General features: G+C 62.3%; 9 protein-coding genes. 3 read left to right on the top strand and 6 right to left on the bottom strand.

Annotation, left to right across the window (positions count from 1 at the left end; all coding sequences use genetic code 11):
- Positions 1 to 168: 168 nt before the first annotated feature.
- The 3 genes from VNH11_18175 to VNH11_18185 all read right to left on the bottom strand — a co-directional run bounded on the left by VNH11_18175 (position 169) and on the right by VNH11_18185 (position 7959).
- Positions 169 to 1398 (bottom strand): SH3 domain-containing protein, encoded by a 1230-nt coding sequence (locus tag VNH11_18175; GenBank protein ID HVA48299.1) that lies wholly within the window; start codon positions 1396 to 1398, stop codon positions 169 to 171.
- 77 nt (positions 1399 to 1475) lie between these two features.
- Complete coding sequence (locus VNH11_18180; protein ID HVA48300.1) at positions 1476 to 5504, bottom strand: VWA domain-containing protein; 4029 nt, start codon at positions 5502 to 5504, stop codon at positions 1476 to 1478.
- 373 nt (positions 5505 to 5877) lie between these two features.
- The gene (locus VNH11_18185) at positions 5878 to 7959 is read right to left on the bottom strand and encodes a vWA domain-containing protein (protein HVA48301.1); all 2082 of its coding nucleotides are present in this window, start codon (positions 7957 to 7959) and stop codon (positions 5878 to 5880) included.
- A gap of 259 nt (positions 7960 to 8218) precedes the next feature.
- On the opposite strand from VNH11_18185, the gene moaC reads away from it, so the two are divergent.
- Both moaC and VNH11_18195 read left to right on the top strand, forming a co-directional pair.
- Positions 8219 to 8695 (top strand): cyclic pyranopterin monophosphate synthase MoaC, encoded by a 477-nt coding sequence (gene moaC / locus VNH11_18190; protein HVA48302.1) that lies wholly within the window; start codon positions 8219 to 8221, stop codon positions 8693 to 8695.
- A 12-nt stretch (positions 8696 to 8707) separates the two neighbouring features.
- Positions 8708 to 9712 carry a polyprenyl synthetase family protein gene (locus VNH11_18195; GenBank protein ID HVA48303.1) on the top strand — a complete coding sequence of 335 codons (1005 nt, stop codon included), beginning with the start codon at positions 8708 to 8710 and terminating at the stop codon, positions 9710 to 9712.
- A gap of 295 nt (positions 9713 to 10007) precedes the next feature.
- Here VNH11_18195 and VNH11_18200 read toward each other — a convergent pair whose 3' ends face one another.
- On the bottom strand, positions 10008 to 10667 hold the full coding sequence (locus VNH11_18200; GenBank protein HVA48304.1) for a hypothetical protein: 660 nt from the start codon (positions 10665 to 10667) through the stop codon (positions 10008 to 10010).
- A 1299-nt stretch (positions 10668 to 11966) separates the two neighbouring features.
- Here VNH11_18200 and VNH11_18205 point away from each other — a divergent pair.
- A complete protein-coding gene (locus tag VNH11_18205; protein HVA48305.1) occupies positions 11967 to 15401 on the top strand; it encodes a DNA methyltransferase in 3435 nt (1144 codons plus the stop codon).
- Between the two features lie 57 nt (positions 15402 to 15458).
- On the opposite strand, the gene VNH11_18210 is transcribed toward VNH11_18205, so the two are convergent.
- The gene (locus tag VNH11_18210; GenBank protein ID HVA48306.1) at positions 15459 to 17708 is read right to left on the bottom strand and encodes a hypothetical protein; all 2250 of its coding nucleotides are present in this window, start codon (positions 17706 to 17708) and stop codon (positions 15459 to 15461) included.
- Positions 17709 to 17716: 8 nt separating this feature from the next.
- Positions 17717 to 18430 (bottom strand): hypothetical protein, encoded by a 714-nt coding sequence (locus tag VNH11_18215; protein HVA48307.1) that lies wholly within the window; start codon positions 18428 to 18430, stop codon positions 17717 to 17719.
- Between the last annotated feature and the right edge of the window lie 411 nt (positions 18431 to 18841).

An 18841-nucleotide genomic window follows, 5' to 3' on the forward strand; every position in this document is an offset into this window, starting at 1 on the left:
GCGGCAATCGGCCGCCGAGCCTAAGCCCGGCCAACTCCCCAGCCGCGGCGCCATCGAGGTCAAGTTGGCACTGCCGCAACCTGTTCGAGGCAATGGTCCGGCGACGAAATCGGCCAAACACGCCGAGCATGCCAAAGACCTCAAGATCGCCGCACCATTGGGAACACCCTACCTCACGATGGGCACGATGCGCTTGGCGGTCAGGTGCTGCGCTTGACGTTCGGGCATATAGCCCAGGCTGCCGTTGATGCCGACGTCCTGGTTCAAATACCGCCGAAGATTCACGCCGGGAGCGGGCGAGACGTAGGCCGACACGCGGCCTGCGGCGTCGACCAGCGCGAACTGCGGCAACCGCGGATCGAGCGACGAAAGCTGCGTCAAGCGGCCCACGCCGTCGTAGCGCAGCGGTGACAAGGCGGCAACTGGCGACGTTCCCGCGGCCGGTCCGGCCACGGCGCGGTCCGAGCGATGCCGACCGGCCGGCACATCCATCACCGCCAGATAGCGGTGCTGGATGTCGGCGAATTTGTCGATCTTCCGCAACACTCTGCGAATGCGGCCGCGCTCGAGCGCCGTCTCGGAGCGCTCGATCGCTTCCTCGGCCTCGCGACGAAGAAGCGTCAGATCCCACTGGGGAGGATCCGCCGTCACCATCGCCGACAACGCCAGGTCGAGGTCTTCGGCTTCTTCCTTCAGGTCCGCCTTGGGCTGACGCTCTTCGCTCCGGAGACGCTGCACGCGGCCATCGTCGTCCGCTTCGGGGGCAAGGGCGTCGTCTTCCGGCTCGTCGTCGATCTTGGGCGGCGGCGCGGCACGGCGCGACCTGCGCTTGGCCGCGGAGCCCGACCCCGGCCCGTCATGCGACGCCTGACGGACCCAGCGGTCGCGCTTCTTTTCGTTGGGTTCCTCGATCTGCCGCTCGAGCTGATGGGCCGGGATCCAGCGGAATTCGCCCGTCGGCGGCGCGATTTTGTACCACGCTCGGGCGATGCCCCCCGATTCAATCTCCTGGGCTTCGAGAATCCGGACCTGGTCGCCGTCGTTGAGGCGTACCTGGATGACGTCCCGCATATTGCTGAAGGCGCTGCCCACACGCACGGCGACGTGATTGCCCGTCACCACGCCGATGTTTCCTTGCCGCGGCTCGACGAAGTCGGCCGAGACCCAGCTAAAGGCGTCGTCGGGCGGACGGACGGCATACCATCCGCCGGGACCGTGCCGAACGACTTCGACTTGCTGTCCGCGACGGAGCCTGGCGACGGGGTAATAGGCCTCGCCCGGTCCGCTGCGAAGATAGGCCTCGGACGCGGTAACGAAGGTCGTGTAGGGAAACGGCTCGGCCCAGGCCGGCGCCGCGCAGCAAGCGACGCAGGCCGCGATCGCCAGGCGAAGCGTCATCGCGCAGCCTCGTGTCGGAAGTGAGATGGAAGTGCAGCGGGCTTGTACCGAAAATCGGCGGGCCCCTCAAGGGCAGATTAGAAACCACCCAATCCTTTGCCGCCGGCGCCGCTGCCGCCGAAGCCGGAGGAGCCGCCGCCGCCACCGCTCGAACCACTGGCGCCAGTCACGTAGTTGAACGTGTTGACCTGCCCGATCGCGGAAAAGAAGGGGATCGGCGAGACCCGCACGTAGCGCCGGTCGGCCGAAATCACCGCGCTGGTGAACATCGATGCGCCTTGAGGCAGCGATATGATCACCGGCTGATAACCCGCCGCGCCGCGGAGGAAAAAGGGATTGTTGGGGTTGAGGCCGCGGGGAAGTTCGCCGGGCTGCTTGGCCCGCGAGCGGGCCATGCTGCCGGCCGCGCCGGGATCGTTCATGGCATTGAGCTGCGCGGCGAGTTGCCAGGTGACGGCGGCCTGATTGGCCACGGCGTTGACGAGCTGCTGTTGCTCCAGCGGCTCGGTCCGCCGGCCGTCCGTCAGATCGACCATGCAGACCGCCTCAGTGCCGCTCAGGTCGACCTGCTTGGTCATCTCCCCCTGTTTCTTGGACCAATAATGCCAGAAGACCTTGACGGTGACTTTGTCGGCGGTGACTTTTCCCCACACGCGCCGGACTCGAATGCGGTATTCGCCGCTGAACCCCTTGGGGCAGATATAGGCTTCTTGAGCCCCTTCGGCCTTCCGCTCTTCTTTTTTCGAGCGCGCCACCGAGTCGCCCAGCATGATTCCGCCCGACAGCGTGCGCGGCATACGGAAGGAGCAAACGGTGCCCCCCGGCTCCTCCACCAGCAGGTCGACGTCGGCCTCGCCGGTCCACGAGACGATCACCACCAGATCGCGGACCAGGGCCTCCTTGACCTCTTTTTCATATTGCTCGGCCTCTTCGGTTCGGTTTTCCGATTTCAGCCGTGCCAGCGTGGCCTCGGCCACGTTGACGCCGCTGTCCCATATATCGATCTGCTTGTTGGGCCAGGGCTGGCTGAGGATGCCGATGGTGGCCCACTTGATGGCGTCCAGATCGTCGAGCTTCTGAGCGAGCTGCAGGCCAAAAATGTAGGGGTCCGGCCACGCCGGCAGTCCCTTGCTGAGCTGCCGAAAGAGCTGCAAGGCCCGCTTGTCGAGTCCCAGGCGGCTCATATATTGCGCCAAGTACATGACCTCGATCGGATTGCTGGCGAAGTCGAGTGCCGAGAGCAACACGCGCTCGATCTCCTCGGGATCGCGCTGATCTGCCTGCAACGCCAGTGCCAGGGCCTCGTACATCCAAGGCTGGCCTTGCTTGTTCCGCAAGGCGGCGTAGAGCAATCCGATCACGTGATCGAACTTGCGGCCCTTCATCAGTTGGCGAACGGTTTCGCGCACCGAGGCTTCCGACGGGGCCTTGTCGCCCGTATGGGCGGCGAAGTAATCGTTCCACGCCGTGTCCGGATCGGCCCCTTCCTTGAATTCGATCTTGATCGGCTCGATTTTTTCGTTGCGGGGCCGCGGCTGACCGATTCCGGCAACGGGCTTCTTGGGCGCCTCGGCCCCGACCGGTCGCTTCGCCGCAGCTTTGCCGTTTGCGGCGGCGCCCTTGGCCCCGGCACCCTTGGACGTGTCGGCCGGCTTTGCGCCTTTGTCCTGCTTCTTCATCTTCAGGTCGTCCTTGACGGCGAAGGCGCGAAAGCCGGAGCGCTTTTCGGCGGGCACGTTAAACATGCCGCGGCCACCCATGCTTTGAACCGGGATCACCAGGTCGCCCACCGGGTAGACGCGGGTGCTCAACATGTTTTCCGCCTCGGTCTTGCTGGTGATCATCAGCACTTCGTTGCGGATCACGTAGGTCAAATCCAGCTCGCTCAGCAGCAGCTTGAGCGCCGAGCGGAGCGTAATGCCCTTGATGCTGCGGGTGATGGCCGTGTCGCTGGCGGTGCCGGCGTCGGCCAGGGCCTTTTCGTCGAGCTGGATTTCGATGCCGTGCCGCTGCTTGAGGTACTCGACCACGTCGCTCAGCGGCTGCTCGGCAAAGTCGATCTCCGTCGGCTCGTCGAGCGCTTGCAGAATCCTCATCTCGTTCGGGCCGTGCTCCAGCAGGTCGACCGCCTTGTACTTTTTGCGGCGCTCGGTGAGCAACTGCCAGACCTCGGGGTCGGGATAAATGATCGGCGGCTCGTCGGCCGTGGGCACGTGCGAGAGCTCGATCTGGAACAAAGCGTCGACGAAGCCTTTTCGCCGCATGTCGAGCACGGCGTTGGTGTCGGCCTGATAGCCGAGCATGCGGGCCGTCAACTCCGCGCCTCGCAGGCCGGCCCTGCCGGGCAGCATCTCTTCGGCGATGTCGGCCAGCGCCTCGGCGTCGCGATAACGTTCTTCATCCATCAGCGCGCCGAAACGCGACATGATCTGGTCGACCTTCTCCTCTTGCAAGAAAAGCTCGCGGACGATTCGCTCGCGCGCCTCTCCTTCGGCAACGATCTGTTGCCGTTGCAAGGTCTGCTCTTCCTTCAAGATTGCCATGCGGTTCGCCGCTCGGAGGGTGGCCACGATCTTGCTGACGAGCTGCGCCCGCACTTCGGTGCTCAGTTCCGAGGCCTGCTGCACTTTGTCCATCAGCAGCTTGAGATCGTTGCGCGTCGCTTCGGGATCGAGGGCCATGCCGGCGTTGGCCTTGCTCAGGGCATTGTTCACCTCGGCGCGCAGGAAGCCTTCCACCACGCGGTTCTGCCGCTCAAGTTCGTTGAGCAACTCGCCGTCGGCCGCTTCGGCGGCAGCGCGGCCCGCGGGTGCCGGCGGCAGTTTTTCCGCCGGCGCCCGCTTCATGCTCAGATCGTTGCCGCCCTTTTGACGCACGCGCATTGCCGCGGCGCGCACGTTCGACGCCTCGACGTTCTCCGAATCGAGCTTTTCCGCCGCGTCGGCAAGCTGGGCGGCGTCGTTCGGTCGACCAAAAGCCAATGCCTGTTCTCCCAGCATCGCCAATGCCTGGGCGCCCAGATTCACGCGCCGCCGCAATTCGGCCAGTCCCACGCTGCCCACCGTCGGCAGGCCCAGGCCCTTGCCCGGCGAGATCGCCTCGACCACTCTCGCCAGGTAGGCGTTATCCGGCGACGATGCGCCGGGCGTCAGCTTCCATTCGAGCGTCACCAGTTTGCCGTTCAAGTCGCCGGTCAGCTTGATGGCCAAGGGCTGCTTTGCTTCGGCCGCCTTCGAGTCGAGAGAGCCCAAGAGGATGGTGTCGCGGTCGAACCGCAGGGGCGGCACCGGCCGGGGATAGGCCTGTTTGACCGCCTGGGGAAAATCGACGGCCGCGGGCCAGACGACGGCCGAGCGTGCGACGGCGGCCAGATAACGTCCGAACTTGCGACCGTCGGAGCGATCGTCGTCGAAGACCACCATGCCGCCCGCATGGTTCGCCAACGCGGCCAACAACTCGCTGACCACGCGCGGGCCGATGGCATAACTGTTGAAGGAAAGCCGGCTCTCGACCAATCGTTCCGTGAACTGCTTCAGATCGTCGAAGGTCAGCAAATTGGCGACGCTGAATCCATCGCCGATATACAAGATGGAGCGAGTACGTCCCGCCTCGTCGCCGGCGGCCGCCACCTCCAACGCCGCATTGAGCGCGGCCCGCAGGTCGGTCGAACCCAATGGCACGCGGCGGTCCAGCGCGGCCAGCGCCCGTTGCATGGCCTCGCTCGACGGCGCGACTGGCAAATCGTTGAGCTTGACGGCGTTGACGTCAACCGCCACCAGCGCGGCCCGGTCGTTTGCCGACAAGCTGCCCAGTACGGTACGCAACGCTTCCAGCGCCTTGGCGCGATACGCGCCGATCTGGCTGGCCGAGGTATCGAAGAGCACGATCAGATCGAGCGGCGCGGCGGTCGGCTGGGGCACCGACGGGGAGAGCTTCAGCGCGAAAAAGGTCGGCCCGCCAGGTTTGGCGAAGGTCTCCCATACCGAGGGCGTCGAAGGTTTTGCTTCGGCGCCCACAACATCTCTGACCATCGCCGCTTGCGCGCAAACGCCGACGACGGCGAGCGCGGCCAACCATGCCGATCGGGACCGACCAACGTGAGACATCTGTATGACTCCAACAAGAAGTGTGCGCCGTCTGCACCGGGCCACTGGGATGCGCGGCGTAGGCGACGACCAAGCCTGATCTCCGTCCGTGAAATTGTGCCGGACGAACACCCGTTAGTCTATTACATTGAGAACCGTTATGCCAACAAAAACGGACATTCCGGGGGCATATTTTTTCATCGTCGCCCTTCCGCGTAAAGAGGGATTAAATTTGCCCGCGGCCCGGCCACCGGAACCCCTCGACTGGCGAGGTGGCCGATTCCGCCACCTGGCCTCGTTGCGGTTGACTCGCTTCGCCGGCCCGCCATGCCTTAAACCATGGCGGCTAAAGGAGTTGGCTTCGATCGATTCTCGGCCGCGTGAAGCTCTTGGTTTAGAGATTCGGCACTTTGACGCTGCCGCGTCGAGGATCGTAGAAGGCTTCGATCAGTTCGACACCGAAGCCGCGGTGCAATTCCCATTCGGCACGAGCGGCATAGGGCGTCCCCGGATGCAGCCGGACGATTTCTTTCAGCAAAGTCGTGGCCCGCTCGAGGTCGGCTTTCGTCTTGTCGCCGGTGATCGTTTGCTTGCGGGTGCGAATGTCCCAGTGCGTGGTCGGCTTGTCGGTGCCCAACGGATTGGTGATTTCCTTGGGGTGCTTGACAAATTCCTCCAGATAGGCGGCGTATTCCTGGATACGGATCCGATAGGCAATCACCTGCGCATACATCAGGTCGTAGCTGGCCTGCCAGCGAAAGCTTTGCTCCCGGCTGCGCAAGGGCTTCACCTTGTCGAGCATCTTCTCGGCCTGCAGCAGATACTCGTACATGCCAAGGGCCGTCTGGTGGTTTTCGGCGGCCGCCTTGGCAAACTCCTGCTGGTCGATCGGGAAGGTCACCCGCACGGTGCAGTATTTCGACGACTTGGGGTTGTAGGGGTTCAGATCGATGATGATCTGCCAGAGCGTGCTGCGCAACTTGCTCTTGTCGCGCTGCTTGAGGTACTCGGCCCGCGAACTAAGGTCGGGCAAGTAGGGCCGCATCCGCTCCAGTTCATACTTGCGGTCGTCGCGGGCCACCAGGTTCACTTCGGGGCTGGGCAACATAAAGAACACGCCGCCCGTCTCCCGTGCCAACCGCACCTGCTCGTAGGGGCCGAAACCGCTGGGATGCGCGTCCCAGCGCCGCGTGAAGCCGTCGATTTGCAACTGTTCGGGCAAGGGCGTTTCCGGACCGCGATTGATCCGCAGCCAGAAGTGGATCTTGGTCTGCGGGTCGATCCAGCGCATGTGGGCGTAGGGGTATCCGAACACCGCCTCGCGGCCCAGCGCATACACGGCGCAACGCGTGTCGCGGGCCTCTTTGACGGCCGCCTCCAGGTTCTGAAAGCTGTCTTCTTCCTCGCCGCTTTCGTCGGTGACGAGGATCAACGCGAGCTGCCTCCTGCCCGACGTGGCGTACTTGTGGAAGGCCGAGATCGAGTACTGCACGGCGCTGCACATCATTTCCTTGCCCGTCTTGTCGATGGGCACCTCACCGATGGCGGTGCGGATGTCGTCGGCGTTGGCCGTGGGCTTGGGTGTGTGGATTTTGAACTCGGCCCCATAGCTGGTGACGGCGCCCATCAGTGCATCGCCGGCGGCGACATCTGCCAAGCCCAGTTCCTTATAGACGCGGTCGATGCGGTCGCGAATCTCCTGCTGATCGTCCTTCATGCTCTCCGACTGATCGAAGCACCAGATGACCAGCACTTTGCCTTTCGAGAGCATGTGCAGGATTTCGTGCGTGATGCGGTCCATGGCCTCCTGATAGCTATCGACAATGGCCTGCGGCTCGCCGAGCGTTCCTTGCGGCACTTCCGCGTTGAACGCCGCCCCCGACGAGTTGAACTCGACCAGATCGCCGACATTCACCGACGGAGAGTCCGTCTCGGCCACCGTGCGGTCGATCGTCGGCTGCGAGACGCCCGCAATGGCCACGCTGCCCGCCGTGGTGGCGACGGGCGAAGAGCTGACCAAGGCCAGCGTCTTGGCCGGATCGATTTTCGTCTCCAGCACCTCGTTCAAGAGCTCGTCGGGGCGGTCGAGCACGGCGGCTTCGAGTTCGGCGAAATGAGGTTTGATGAGCTGAGGCAAGAACCACATGCCGAGCAGAATCAACAGAACCAGATGCACCGCCGCCGAAAAGCAGACGCCGGTACCGAAACGCATGGCCCAGGCCGGCAACCAGCGGCGCCGGCGGGATTCGGCCCCCTCGGCGGCAACCGCGGTCGGAGATGAAGAGGAAAGCGGTACAACCGACGCCGACGCAGCCTTGCTCTCGGCGGCATCCGTCAACGGTTTGGCGACGCGCTCTTTTTTGCCGGCAGCAACGCGTGGCTTGGTCCGTGGTACGGCCGGCACCGGCGATGGCTCGTCCGCCGGTGAAGATCGCAACAGCCCCGAGCCCCCGTCGGCGTGTGCCTGCTCGCTCATGTCTACTCTCCCAAGGGTTACCGCCTAGTTTCAGTTTATCGCCGCTGGCCGCTGTGTGTAAGGTGGGCCAGCGAGCTTGCGAGCGCCGGCCCAGCCCTGATTTTGGATTTTCGATTTTGGATTTTGGATTGGCCCTAATCCAAAATCCGAAATCCAAAATACTGGCTCCGGTTAATCCTGACCCTCGTTTACGGTTACGTTCATGCAAAGGACCGCCCCCTCGACGCGGAGCAATACCGTCTTAAAATGGGGAAACCCAATGGCCGATCTCACACATTTCGACGATCAAGGCGCCAGCCGCATGGTGGATGTCAGCGGCAAGGAAGCCACCGTGCGCATCGCCCGCGCCTCCGCTCGGGTGAGGATGGCCGCGGAAACGCTCGCGCTCATCCGCAATCGAGGCCTGGCCAAGGGCGACGTGCTCGAAGTCGCCCGGTTGGCCGGCATCATGGCCGCCAAGCAGACTCCGCAGTTGATTCCCCTCTGCCACCTGCTGCCGCTGGAAGCCGTGGACGTGGCGTTTTCGTTCCCCGACGACGTGACCGTGGCGATGGAAGCGACGGTGCGGGTTACGGCGAAGACGGGCGTGGAGATGGAAGCCATGGTCGCCGTGAGCGTCGCGGCCCTCACCATCTACGACATGTGCAAGGCCGTCGACCGCTCAATGACGATCGAGCGCGTGCGGTTGGAAGAGAAGTCGGGCGGCCGCAGCGGGCATTATCAGCGAGACGCATAGGCAAGGAAATCTATGAGCCAAACCGTGGTCCAGCCCGTGTCGGTGCCGCAACGCTTGAAGCTGCTCTACGAGCCGATCCGCGGCGAGTTGGCGCAGGTCGAAGAGATACTGCGGGCCGAAATCCGCAGCAGTTCGCCGGCCATCGACGAACTGGTCAAGCACGCCTTTCGCCTGGGGGGCAAACGCTTGCGGCCCGCCTTGCTGTTGCTGGCGGCCAAGGCCCTGGGGCCGGTGCGGCATGAGCACCTGGTGCTCTCGGCGGTGGTCGAAATGGTACACACCGCCACGTTGGTTCACGACGACGTTCTCGACGAGGCCGCGGTCCGCCGCCACCTCGATACCGTCAACGCGCGTTGGAGCAACCAATCGAGCGTGCTCTTGGGCGACTTTCTGTTCAGCCATGCGTTTTACCTGGCCAGCACGGTGGGGAGCACGTTTGCCTGCGAGATGATCGGCCGCTCGACAAACATTGTCTGCGAGGGCGAGTTGAGCCAGGTGGCCAACCGCGGCAACTTGGACCTGAGCGAGGACCAATACCTGCGGATCATCGAGGCCAAGACCGCGGAGTTGTGCGCCTGCTGTTGCCGCTTGGGCGCCCACTACGCTCAGGCTTCGCCGGAAGTGGCCGTGGCCATGGAGCGCTATGGCCGCCATCTGGGCATCGCCTTTCAAATCACCGACGACCTCTTGGATCTGGTGGGCGAAGAAGAAACCACCGGCAAGTCGTTGGGCAGCGACCTGGCGCAGCAGAAACTGACGCTGCCGCTGATCCGGCTCATTGCTGAGGCCCCCGGCGCGGAGCGCCGTCGGGTGCTGGCGTTGATTGAATCGTCCGGCGACCAGCAACGCCGTGAACTGCAGGAGTTGCTCGATCGCAGCGACGCACTGGAATACACGCGGAAGCGCGCGCAAGGCTATGCTCGTCGGGCGGTCGAGCAGCTTCGCATTTTGCCGCGCAGCCGCCAGCGCGCCGCATTGCGCAGGCTGGCTCGGTTTGTGCTGGAACGAAGCCAATAGACGCTCTATTTTCTCGACGTGGAAGGCCAGATTCGCTTCAAGTCGCTCGGTTCGCCGGGCGATGCCACGGTTGACAAGTGGGTCGAGACGTTGCTGGTCGAGGCCGGCGAGACGTTGCCGGAAACAGCGCAAGAGTGAGTAGGTCGTTCCGCGCGAGGAAAGCCGTTTACCTCGCCACCATGCGACGCGCGTGTCGCATCGGCGCGCGCTGCCGCAGACTACGGGCCGCCGGCAAAAGCGTCGCGCGCGACGCTTTGCCGACCGTAGCCCTTTCGCTCCGCGAGAGGAAAGCCGTTTACTCCGCCGCGCATGCGACACGCGTGTCGCCTCGGCAGGTGCTGCCGGAGACGAACGGGCCGCCGTCACTTTGGCCGCGCGCGGCCAAAGTGAGCGGCATGCCGAATGGTGCCCCGCCGACGGTCGAATCGCAAACCATTATGCGCGAAAGCTTTACGCTTCCGCGACGGATAACGCCGACCGGATTTGTGGCCCCGCTGACGTTCGTCTCCGTCGACCCTCCGCGGGCGATGCTCAGAAACCGCGGGTCGCCGTTCTGTTCGCGAACGGTCTGTTCGACGACGGTGGTCACGGGCAGGGCCTCGCCGCCGGCCGTGGCCTTGCGTCGGGCGGTGCGTTCTTTCTTGATTTCGCGGTTTTGGCGGCTGCGCGCGAAGCTGGCCATCGACTCATCCCACAGCGTCTCCCAGCGCCGCGCGCAGCGCAGCCGCAGGCTTTGGGCCAGGGGATGTTCGGGGTGGGCGGCGAGCCAGGCTTCGACACGCGCGGCGATTTGGGCGACTCGCTGCTGCGACAAGGCGTGTGCCGCGGCCACGTGCAGTTGCGTCTCGCCGCGCAGGATATGTTGTTCGTAGATTCCGCAATCGCGCTGGCTGGGCGGCCGTTCGTCCGCCGTCGTGCGTTTGACGGGTGGCTGCGTCTTTTCTCGCTTGGGCATGGTGAAGGGTTCTCCGGGTTCGGGGGGGTTCAGGGTTCAGGGTTCAGGGTTCAGGGGCGCGTTTGCTTGTGAAAAATAAAAAGCAAGCGCGCCGCCTGGGCCGTTTAAGCTGGTAGGGGCCAGCGGTTTGCGGCGACACGCGAAAACATCGACGCCGACTTGTACAAGCGCGGAACCATCTGGCGGCTCTGTAGGGACCGGCCTCCGTGGCGTTGCGAGGCCGTGCGGGTTGGTGCCGACCCCGCTGCGCGGAACGCCACACCGGGCGTTCCCTACAGAGCGGCTGCCCGTCAGCGCAAATTTGGGCTGATGGGAAAAACCCGAGGGATTTCATCATCTCGTAGTTCCGAAGAGGGGATGAGCGATCAAGGGATGAGGGACGAGGGAAATGAAGTCGCGAGTTCGGCTTTGTGGGGCATTCCGCGGCCGTCCGGTTCTGCCTACTTGCACCCTACTCGCCGACTGGCTTGGGCACGTATCGTAGGCATCACGCTCCACCGTGATGGAACCTTTCGGCCGCGGATCCTGACAGAAAGATTACCTGGCAGAAAAATGGGGAACGCGGCCGCCGAGCGAGGTGCCATTGGATGGCTCATTTTTCTGTCAGGTAACCTTTCTGTCATCCGTCCTTTGAGCGGGGCATGGGTTCATCCCTGATCGCTCCTCTCTCATCATGTATGGAAACTGGCTTGCACCGCTCTGGCGACTGCCCCGTTCCCTGATCGCTCATCCCTCATCTCTCATCTTTATCCACAATTGCCTAATATATGCGCATAACATCGGCCCCATGCGTATAGATTAGGCAGTCCGCGCGGATTGCCCTCCAATTAGGTATGAGACGATAAAAAACGCCGTGTTTGACCGGCTATTGCAAATTTGCAAAAGCCGTGGGCCGAGCTGCCGCGCTCGACCGCCGCGCGGCCCCGCTGCTCAATTCTTAGGCACGCATCCAGGGCTGCCACGAAGCCGCTAGGTTCGCCGGTCTGTCCCGGCGAGCCGCCATCAACCCCCTCCTGGCCAACTGGCTTGATCGGTGCTTTCCGGCGGCCACGTGGCAGGAACGAAAAGGGGAGCCACGGATGACACGGATGGGCACGGATCAAGACTCGGCCAGCATCCTATCACGCCGCTGGCTTGGCTTGTTCCACTCGGGCCGCGCCGCGAAGACCCAAAACCCAAAACCCAAAACCCAAAACACAAAACCGCCGCCTTGTTCTTTCTCCGCCCCGCGTGCCTTATACTCTCGGCGTAGCTCTGCCGCCCCCAATCCCCAACCCCCAATCCCCAACCCCTTCCCCCGTGCCCCTCGAAGCCAAGCCGCTCTTCCGTCCCGACGTTCTCCGCACGCACCTGGCGGCCTTTCCGCTGCCCGACCGCGTCGAGACCGTCGCGCCCAAGCTGGGCCACTGGGCCGAGCTGCTCGCCTCGCGTCGCGCAGACAGCTTCAAAGAGCAGGAGATCTTGCCGGACTTTTTGACGGACTTCTTTTGCGGCCTATTGGGCTATTCTCGCCCGGCCGACGGGCAGCCGCGCTACACCATCTCCCGCGAGAAGCACGTCGAGGTCGACGGCAAGTTCGCCGACGCCGTGCTGGGCGATTTCAACGGCGAGGCACGTTACCTGGTGGCCCTGGAAGGCAAAGGCCCGCGCGATCCGCTCGACCGCCCCTTTGCCGGCCGCCGCATGTCGGCCGTCGATCAAGCCTATCGCTACGCCATCAACCTGCCTTGCGACTGGATTGTGGTCACGTCGGTGCGTGAGACCCGCTTGTATTACAAGGGCGCCGACCAGCACACCTACGAGCGTTTCGACACCGAGCAGTTGGCCGACGACGCGGCGCACCTCAAGCGGTTCGTGTTCCTGCTGGGGGCCGAGCGGGTCGTACCGGCCGCCGGGCGATGCCATCTCTATTCGCTCTGGGACGAATCGCAACGGGTGGGCCGCGAACTGACGCGCGACTTTTACCAGCGTTACGCCGACATGCGGCAGAGCGCCTTCCAGGAACTTGCCCGTGACAATCCCGACGCCCCGCGCGGCGACGTGCTGGCCGCCACGCAAAAGTTATTAGACCGCGTGCTCTTCTGCGCCTTCTGCGAAGACCGCGGCCTGTTGCCGACCGAGACGATCCGCAAGGCCTACGAGCACCGCGACCCCTACCATCCGCGCCCCATCTGGGACAATTTCCGCGGCCTGTTCGACTCGATCAACGGCGGCAACGCGGCATTGGGCATCCACGCCTACAACGGCGGGCTGTTCGCTCCCGACCCGCTGCTCGACCGTCTGCGCGTGTCCGACGCCGTGTGCGGCTCCTTTCGCGACTTGGGCGCCTACGACTATCGTCCCGCCTCGCAGGCCGCGCAATCGGCCGCCGGCAGCAGCCTGATCGACGTCGAGATTCTCGGGCACATTTTCGAGCAATCCATCAGCGATCTGGAAAAGCTGCGTAGTCAGTTGTCGGATGGTCCGTTGTCCGTGGTCAGTGGTCCGTTGGAGGAAGAGGGCAAGGAGGATGGGCTTCCCAGCCCGTCACCTCACGCGATGACGGCCAAAACGCCCCAAACTGCCCGGACACGCCGCAAAAAAGAGGGCGCCTTCTACACGCCGGCCTTCATCACGCGGTACATCATCGAGCAAGCGTTGGGCGGGGTGTTGAAAGACCGTTTCGCGCGATTGCGCCGCGGTCACGAAGAATCGGCGGCCAAGAAGGGTCCTGCCCGAACGGCGTTGGCCGATCCGAACGTCTACAAGCTCGACGACTTGAAGCCGGCCGCGCGGGCGGCGCTGGTCAAGTTCTGGGAATCGTGGCAGGACGAGCTCGGTTCGATCCGGCTGTTGGACCCGGCCTGCGGTAGCGGCGCGTTCCTGATCGAAGCCTTCGACCAACTGCACGCCGCCTATCAGGCCTCGAACGACCGCCTCCAAGAGCTTCGCGGGCACCGCACGCTCTTCGACCTCGACAAGCGCATTTTGGAGAACAATCTCTACGGCGTCGACTTGAACGAAGAGGCGATCGAAATCTGCCGCCTGAGCCTCTGGATCAAGACCGCCGAACGCGGCAAGGTTTTAACGAGCCTCGACCACACCATCCGCGTCGGCAACAGCGTGGTCGGCGACCCGGCGGTGCATGCAAAGGCTTTTGACTGGCATAGGGAATTCCCGGAAGTCTTCGCTGGCGGCGGCTTCGATGTGGTGGTCGGCAATCCCCCTTACATCCGCCAGGAATGGTTGGCGCCGTACAAGCCGCACTGGGAAAAAGTATTTCAAACCTTCGACGGCACGGCTGACATCTTTGCCTACTTCTTTGAAGTTGGTCTGAACATCCTTCGCGAGCGCGGCCGGCTAGCGTTCATCACGTCCGGCAGTTGGGTGCGAGCAGGCTTCGGTGAGGCTCTGCGACGCTTCATCTTGGCCAACGCCAGCGTTGAATCAATGGTCGACTTTGGCGAATACCAACCCTTTGAAGATGCCGAGATGATTCGCCCCAGTATCACGGTCCTTCAAAAGGCCGGGAGCCACGCGCAACTGCGCCTCTTCAAGTGGCTCACGAGCGGCCATCCTCCTGAGAACCTATCGGAGGTCATCTTGTCTTCGCCGACAATGACGGTCAATCACCTGTCGGCGGCACCTTGGGAACTAGAGTCGGACGACGCGCGGCGGTTGCGCCAAAAGCTTGCATCAGCGGGCCAGAGCCTCGACGAGTATTGCCGCGGCCGGATTCTTCGCGGAGTGCTGACGGGCCTGACCGACGTCTTTGTGATCAGTGAGGCAAAGCGGGCGGAATTGCTCGCGGCGGACCCACGAAGCGCCGACCTGATCAAACCGTTCGCGCAGGGCACTCACCTGCGGCCCTATTACATCGAAGTATCTGGCGAGTATCTGCTTGCCATCAAATCGAGCGCCAACCACAACTGGCCCTGGTCGGGGGCTGGCGATCAGGCCGAGGCGGTCTTCGCCAAACATTACCCGGCCGTACATGCGCACCTTGACGCATCGCGCGAGCGCGCAATCAAGCGGCAAGATCAAGGGCACTTCTGGTGGGAGCTTCGCGCATGCGGGTATTGGGACGCTTTCGACCAGCCGAAGATTATGTGGCCAGACATCAGCAAGTTGCCCCGGTTCAGTCTCGATCGCTCCGCGCGATGCGCGGGAAACACGGCGTACTTCGTGCCTGGTGATGATCCGTATCTGCTCGGCGTACTCTCGTCCTGGACGACCTGGTTTTACATCAGCAAAACCGCCCAGCCGCTACGACTCCGCGGCGACCGGTGGCAGTATCGGCTCTTCACACAGTCGATGAGCGCCATCCCAATACCTGCTGCGAGCGACGCGGATCGGCACGCGATCGCCACGCTTGCCGAGCGCAGCGGGGTGTTAGCGCTCAAGCGCTGCCGACTGCAATCGCACGTTCAGCGGCGCCTGATCGAGTCGTTCGGCGTCTCGCGCGACGGCCAGTCGCTCGGGACGCTGAACGAGAAGGCTCAGTCTTGGTGGGAGCATTCTTTGGCCGCGCTCGGGGACGCCTTGAAGACCAGTTTCAAGCTGGGATCAAATCCGTTCAAGAACCCGCGAGCCGCGGACGAATGGGAGCCATACCTTACAGAACATCGCGCTAAGATCAAATCGATGACGCAACAAGTCGCGAACGCGGAAACCGAATTGAACGACCACGTCTATCGGCTGTTCGATTTGACCGCCGACGAAATCAAGCTACTGAAACGGGAGGTTGAGCACTGATATGAACGACCGGGCCGCTGAGGCACGGACGCAGCGGCGACAACGCTCGACGTTTTTTCATTTCGCGAGGGCCAGAAATCGCTCAAAGTCTCCTTCGCAACGCTCAAGTGCATCGGTGATCGAATCGAGGCGCGCCGCCAAGCGAAATCGCCTTTGGTGGTCACGGCCCCGATACTCAACACCCGCAATCAAGCCTGCCGTTTCTATCCGCGGCAGGACATCGCGGAAGAAGATTGCTGCATGCGTACCGAGCCTTTGGCGAATCGTATTCTCGTTCAGCCCTGACGGAGACCGCATGAACGCTCTCAATAATCGCTCGACGGCCTTTAGCGACTCGTCGACATCCGCACCAGTCGCCGGCTGCGCAATAGGATCCGTCGACGTCACGTTGATACCCGCCTCGATTAGCGCCGCCGCAATGCTCGTTGGGGCGAAGACTGACGTGTCTCCGCCGACCGCAATCACGTTTCGCACGGTACAATCAACAAGCTCTACGTTCTCGATATGTTCGACTGTGCTCAAGTCAATGCCCTCGAACTCACATCGGCCAAACCTCACATTCCGCAGCCGAGTCTTGTCCAGTGATGTTCGCTGGAAGTAGCAATTCGCAAAGCCAAGATCTGAGAAGTGACGCCCCCTCAACGCGTCGCAGGGAAAGGTACATCCCGCCACCGTGCATTCTTTTACCTGTGCGATGTCCAGGAGAAACCCAACGATGCCGCTCATGTTCTCCCGGACTAGTGACATCCTTGCTTCGCTGTCGAACACGCCGTTTACGATCCCAATGATTTCCGCCATGCTTCGACCGCTTTTCGCGGCTGCGCGAGCCGCTGTTTCCATTGCGAGCAAGGGCAGGACCGACTCCCTAAAAGCGTGGCGCAGCGCCGCCGCGTCGCCCCGTAAAATCATTTGCCCAATGGCATCACCCAGAAAAAAGTGATAAAATTCCGGATGATCGAAACTGATCCGCGAATTGCCAGTACTGATGATTAGCGCGTGTTGTTTAAGCCGTTCGACGATCTGATGAGATATGACCTTATTCTTCTTCTTGCTTTCGGCAAACATCTCCGCAACGAAGGCCACGACATCGGCCGGCAGGTTCTCGGTTCCGTTGCTCCACATCTCAAACGCCAATGATGACAGGAGTTCGTAGTGTTCCTCCTCTGAGATCAGCGGCTGAGCCGGCTCCCCTACCTTGTCGATCCATTTCTCGTTCGCCTCGCGCTGGATGATCGAACCAATGAATTGCCGGAAATAATCAGACGGGTCGCGTGTGATGCTTCGCAATAATTCCGTCCGATCGGGCGATTTACCTGCGATATCGAGGAGCCTGCGCACCAACACTGCGCGCGACAGCAGCGGGTGGTCCGGCGCCAGTTGCGCTGAAACGTCGTCATAAATGTCTGGGCCATCGGCAATGCCCCGCTTCTGGGCGTACGATAGGAATCGTGACTTGTCCCAACGCCTGAGCGCCAAGCGCGTGAACGTCACAGACTGGCCACCGAGGGAGTCGAAGAGACGCGTTTGCGCGCGAAGGTCTTTGTATTCGAAATAGGCTTTCCGAGCGGCGATTAAGACCGACCCCGTAGACTGCATGGCCTGCATGAGGTTACCCAACGCTGACATTGCATCCCCTCCGGTTCCTTCCACGAACATTTCTTCGAATCCGTCAAGTGCGGGAATGACTGCGCCTAGTCGGACGAGCTCAAGAAAGGCATCGTAAAAGAGCAAGTTGAATCGGAAGCGATTCATCAGGGCTCCGACAATCACATCATCGAATCGCATGAAGGTTCTGCCGCCAAGCGAAATCGGCACAAGCAGCCAATCCGTTGTTTTTTGTTTGTACCGTTCAGCCTGCATTCGCGCTAGGTATGAAATGAGCGTCGTTTTACCTTCCCCAGCGTCGGATGTCAGATAGACGACGGATGCAGCGCCGGCCGGTCGAGAATCGAGCATTCCCAAAAGTGCCTTTGGGGCGTCCGGTACGTATCGATCGCGATCGTCGGGTGACGCGTCGATGGTGTCGAGCATGTCTCCGTCGGGAGAGACGAATGTGCTCTCGTGCGGAGTGTGAGCGAGAATTCGGTCGGCGAGAAGTGGTAAATGAGCCACCCTTTGAATAAGCCATTTAGCGGCAGAGAAGGTATGACCGTTTTCGGTAACGGTAACGTCACCTTCACGAACCGCGACGCTAGCCTCAATTATGTCTTCGCCGATTTGGAGGACAAGGGTTCCTTTGCGCAAGTCAACATCGGCTGGGCTGTCGGCAAACGTGGTCAGTGCGCGTTTAAAGTCTTCTACTGTCACAATGTCACCTACATTTGCAACTGAACGTACTTATTGTTGTCCAGATTGCTGAGATATAATGCGATCGACTGATGGACTGGACGAGTCAGCACGTGAAACACCGTCATCCCCTCCCGGACAAGCATCCGAATAATTGGGAGGTAGTCGTCGTCTGACGACACGACGGCGACAGCGGATGCAGTTCTTAAAAACAGATAAAATAAATCTGCCGCAATCATCGTATCCACGAGCTTTTGCTCATTTCGCATCAGCAGGTCGGGGGGCTTTATCATGCAGCCCCTTTCCGGGCAACGCTGTCGTGCGATGAATGTGGCTGTCGCTTGGAGCGGGCAAGCCTGCACGTGGCAGCCGGCAAGGCGTGGATCCTTGCATTCAAAATTGCTCTGCGGGGCCTTCGGCCGGAACGTATGCCAAAGATGCATGGTCGGGTCGCTGCGAAGGCTATACGCTAGCTCAACCGTAACGACTATTTTAGCGATATTAGCGCCGTCAGAAATGCTGGCCGTGTGCGGAGTGTTCGCTTGGACATCGGCAGAGACCTCCTGGGCGACCCGGCTCGGCGACTGGAGTTCGTACCAACCGTCGTAGAGCCGAAACCTCGCACGACCGCGGCCACCAAAACAGCCTGGACCGATGGCGGTTAGCACTCGTTCGGTGACATACCGCACCCCTCTTCGCCTGTCGGCGTCAAGAACGTTGTTGTAGTCAACAAGAATATCCATCTCGCGTAAGCTTTTGCTCGCCATTCGGATGTGCAGGCGCGTGGCTCATTATAGCGTTATCCGAAGCAGTGCAGTAGTGGCGCGTCGTCGACCAAGATTCGCGACCTTCCCCCGGTTCGCCACGCGGGGAGGGTAAACGGTATTTAGCGCAGTCGCCCTCCCGCGGTCAATCATGGCCCGACCGAGGCAAGCTCGCGTCGTCGCGGGCTTCGGCGCGTCCGGGGCGCCGGGTTTGCGCTCGCCGGCGTGTGTTGTCGCGGAACCGCGTAGAGGCGGATCCTCCGGCGCCGCCACAGCGGCGACTCGCCCCGCCACCATTCCGGCCTTGTGCCGGTGGGGCGGTGATTGGACGCCAGAGACGAAGGCCCCGCGCCGCCCTTTTCGCCTCCGTCGGTTGCCGCGTCGTGGGGG

The organism is Pirellulales bacterium, assembly GCA_035533075.1.
Taxonomy (GTDB): Bacteria; Planctomycetota; Planctomycetia; order Pirellulales; family JAICIG01; genus DASSFG01.

Bases quoted from the DNA above. Each gene is read 5' to 3' on its own strand.
- VNH11_18175 (HVA48299.1), bottom strand. From the start codon at position 1,398: ATGACGCTTCGCCTGGCGATCGCGGCCTGCGTCGCTTGCTGCGCGGCG.
- VNH11_18180 (HVA48300.1), bottom strand. From the start codon at position 5,504: ATGTCTCACGTTGGTCGGTCCCGATCGGCATGGTTGGCCGCGCTCGCC.
- VNH11_18185 (HVA48301.1), bottom strand. From the start codon at position 7,959: ATGAGCGAGCAGGCACACGCCGACGGGGGCTCGGGGCTGTTGCGATCT.
- moaC (HVA48302.1), top strand. From the start codon at position 8,219: ATGGCCGATCTCACACATTTCGACGATCAAGGCGCCAGCCGCATGGTG.
- VNH11_18195 (HVA48303.1), top strand. From the start codon at position 8,708: ATGAGCCAAACCGTGGTCCAGCCCGTGTCGGTGCCGCAACGCTTGAAG.
- VNH11_18200 (HVA48304.1), bottom strand. From the start codon at position 10,667: ATGCCCAAGCGAGAAAAGACGCAGCCACCCGTCAAACGCACGACGGCG.
- VNH11_18215 (HVA48307.1), bottom strand. From the start codon at position 18,430: ATGGATATTCTTGTTGACTACAACAACGTTCTTGACGCCGACAGGCGA.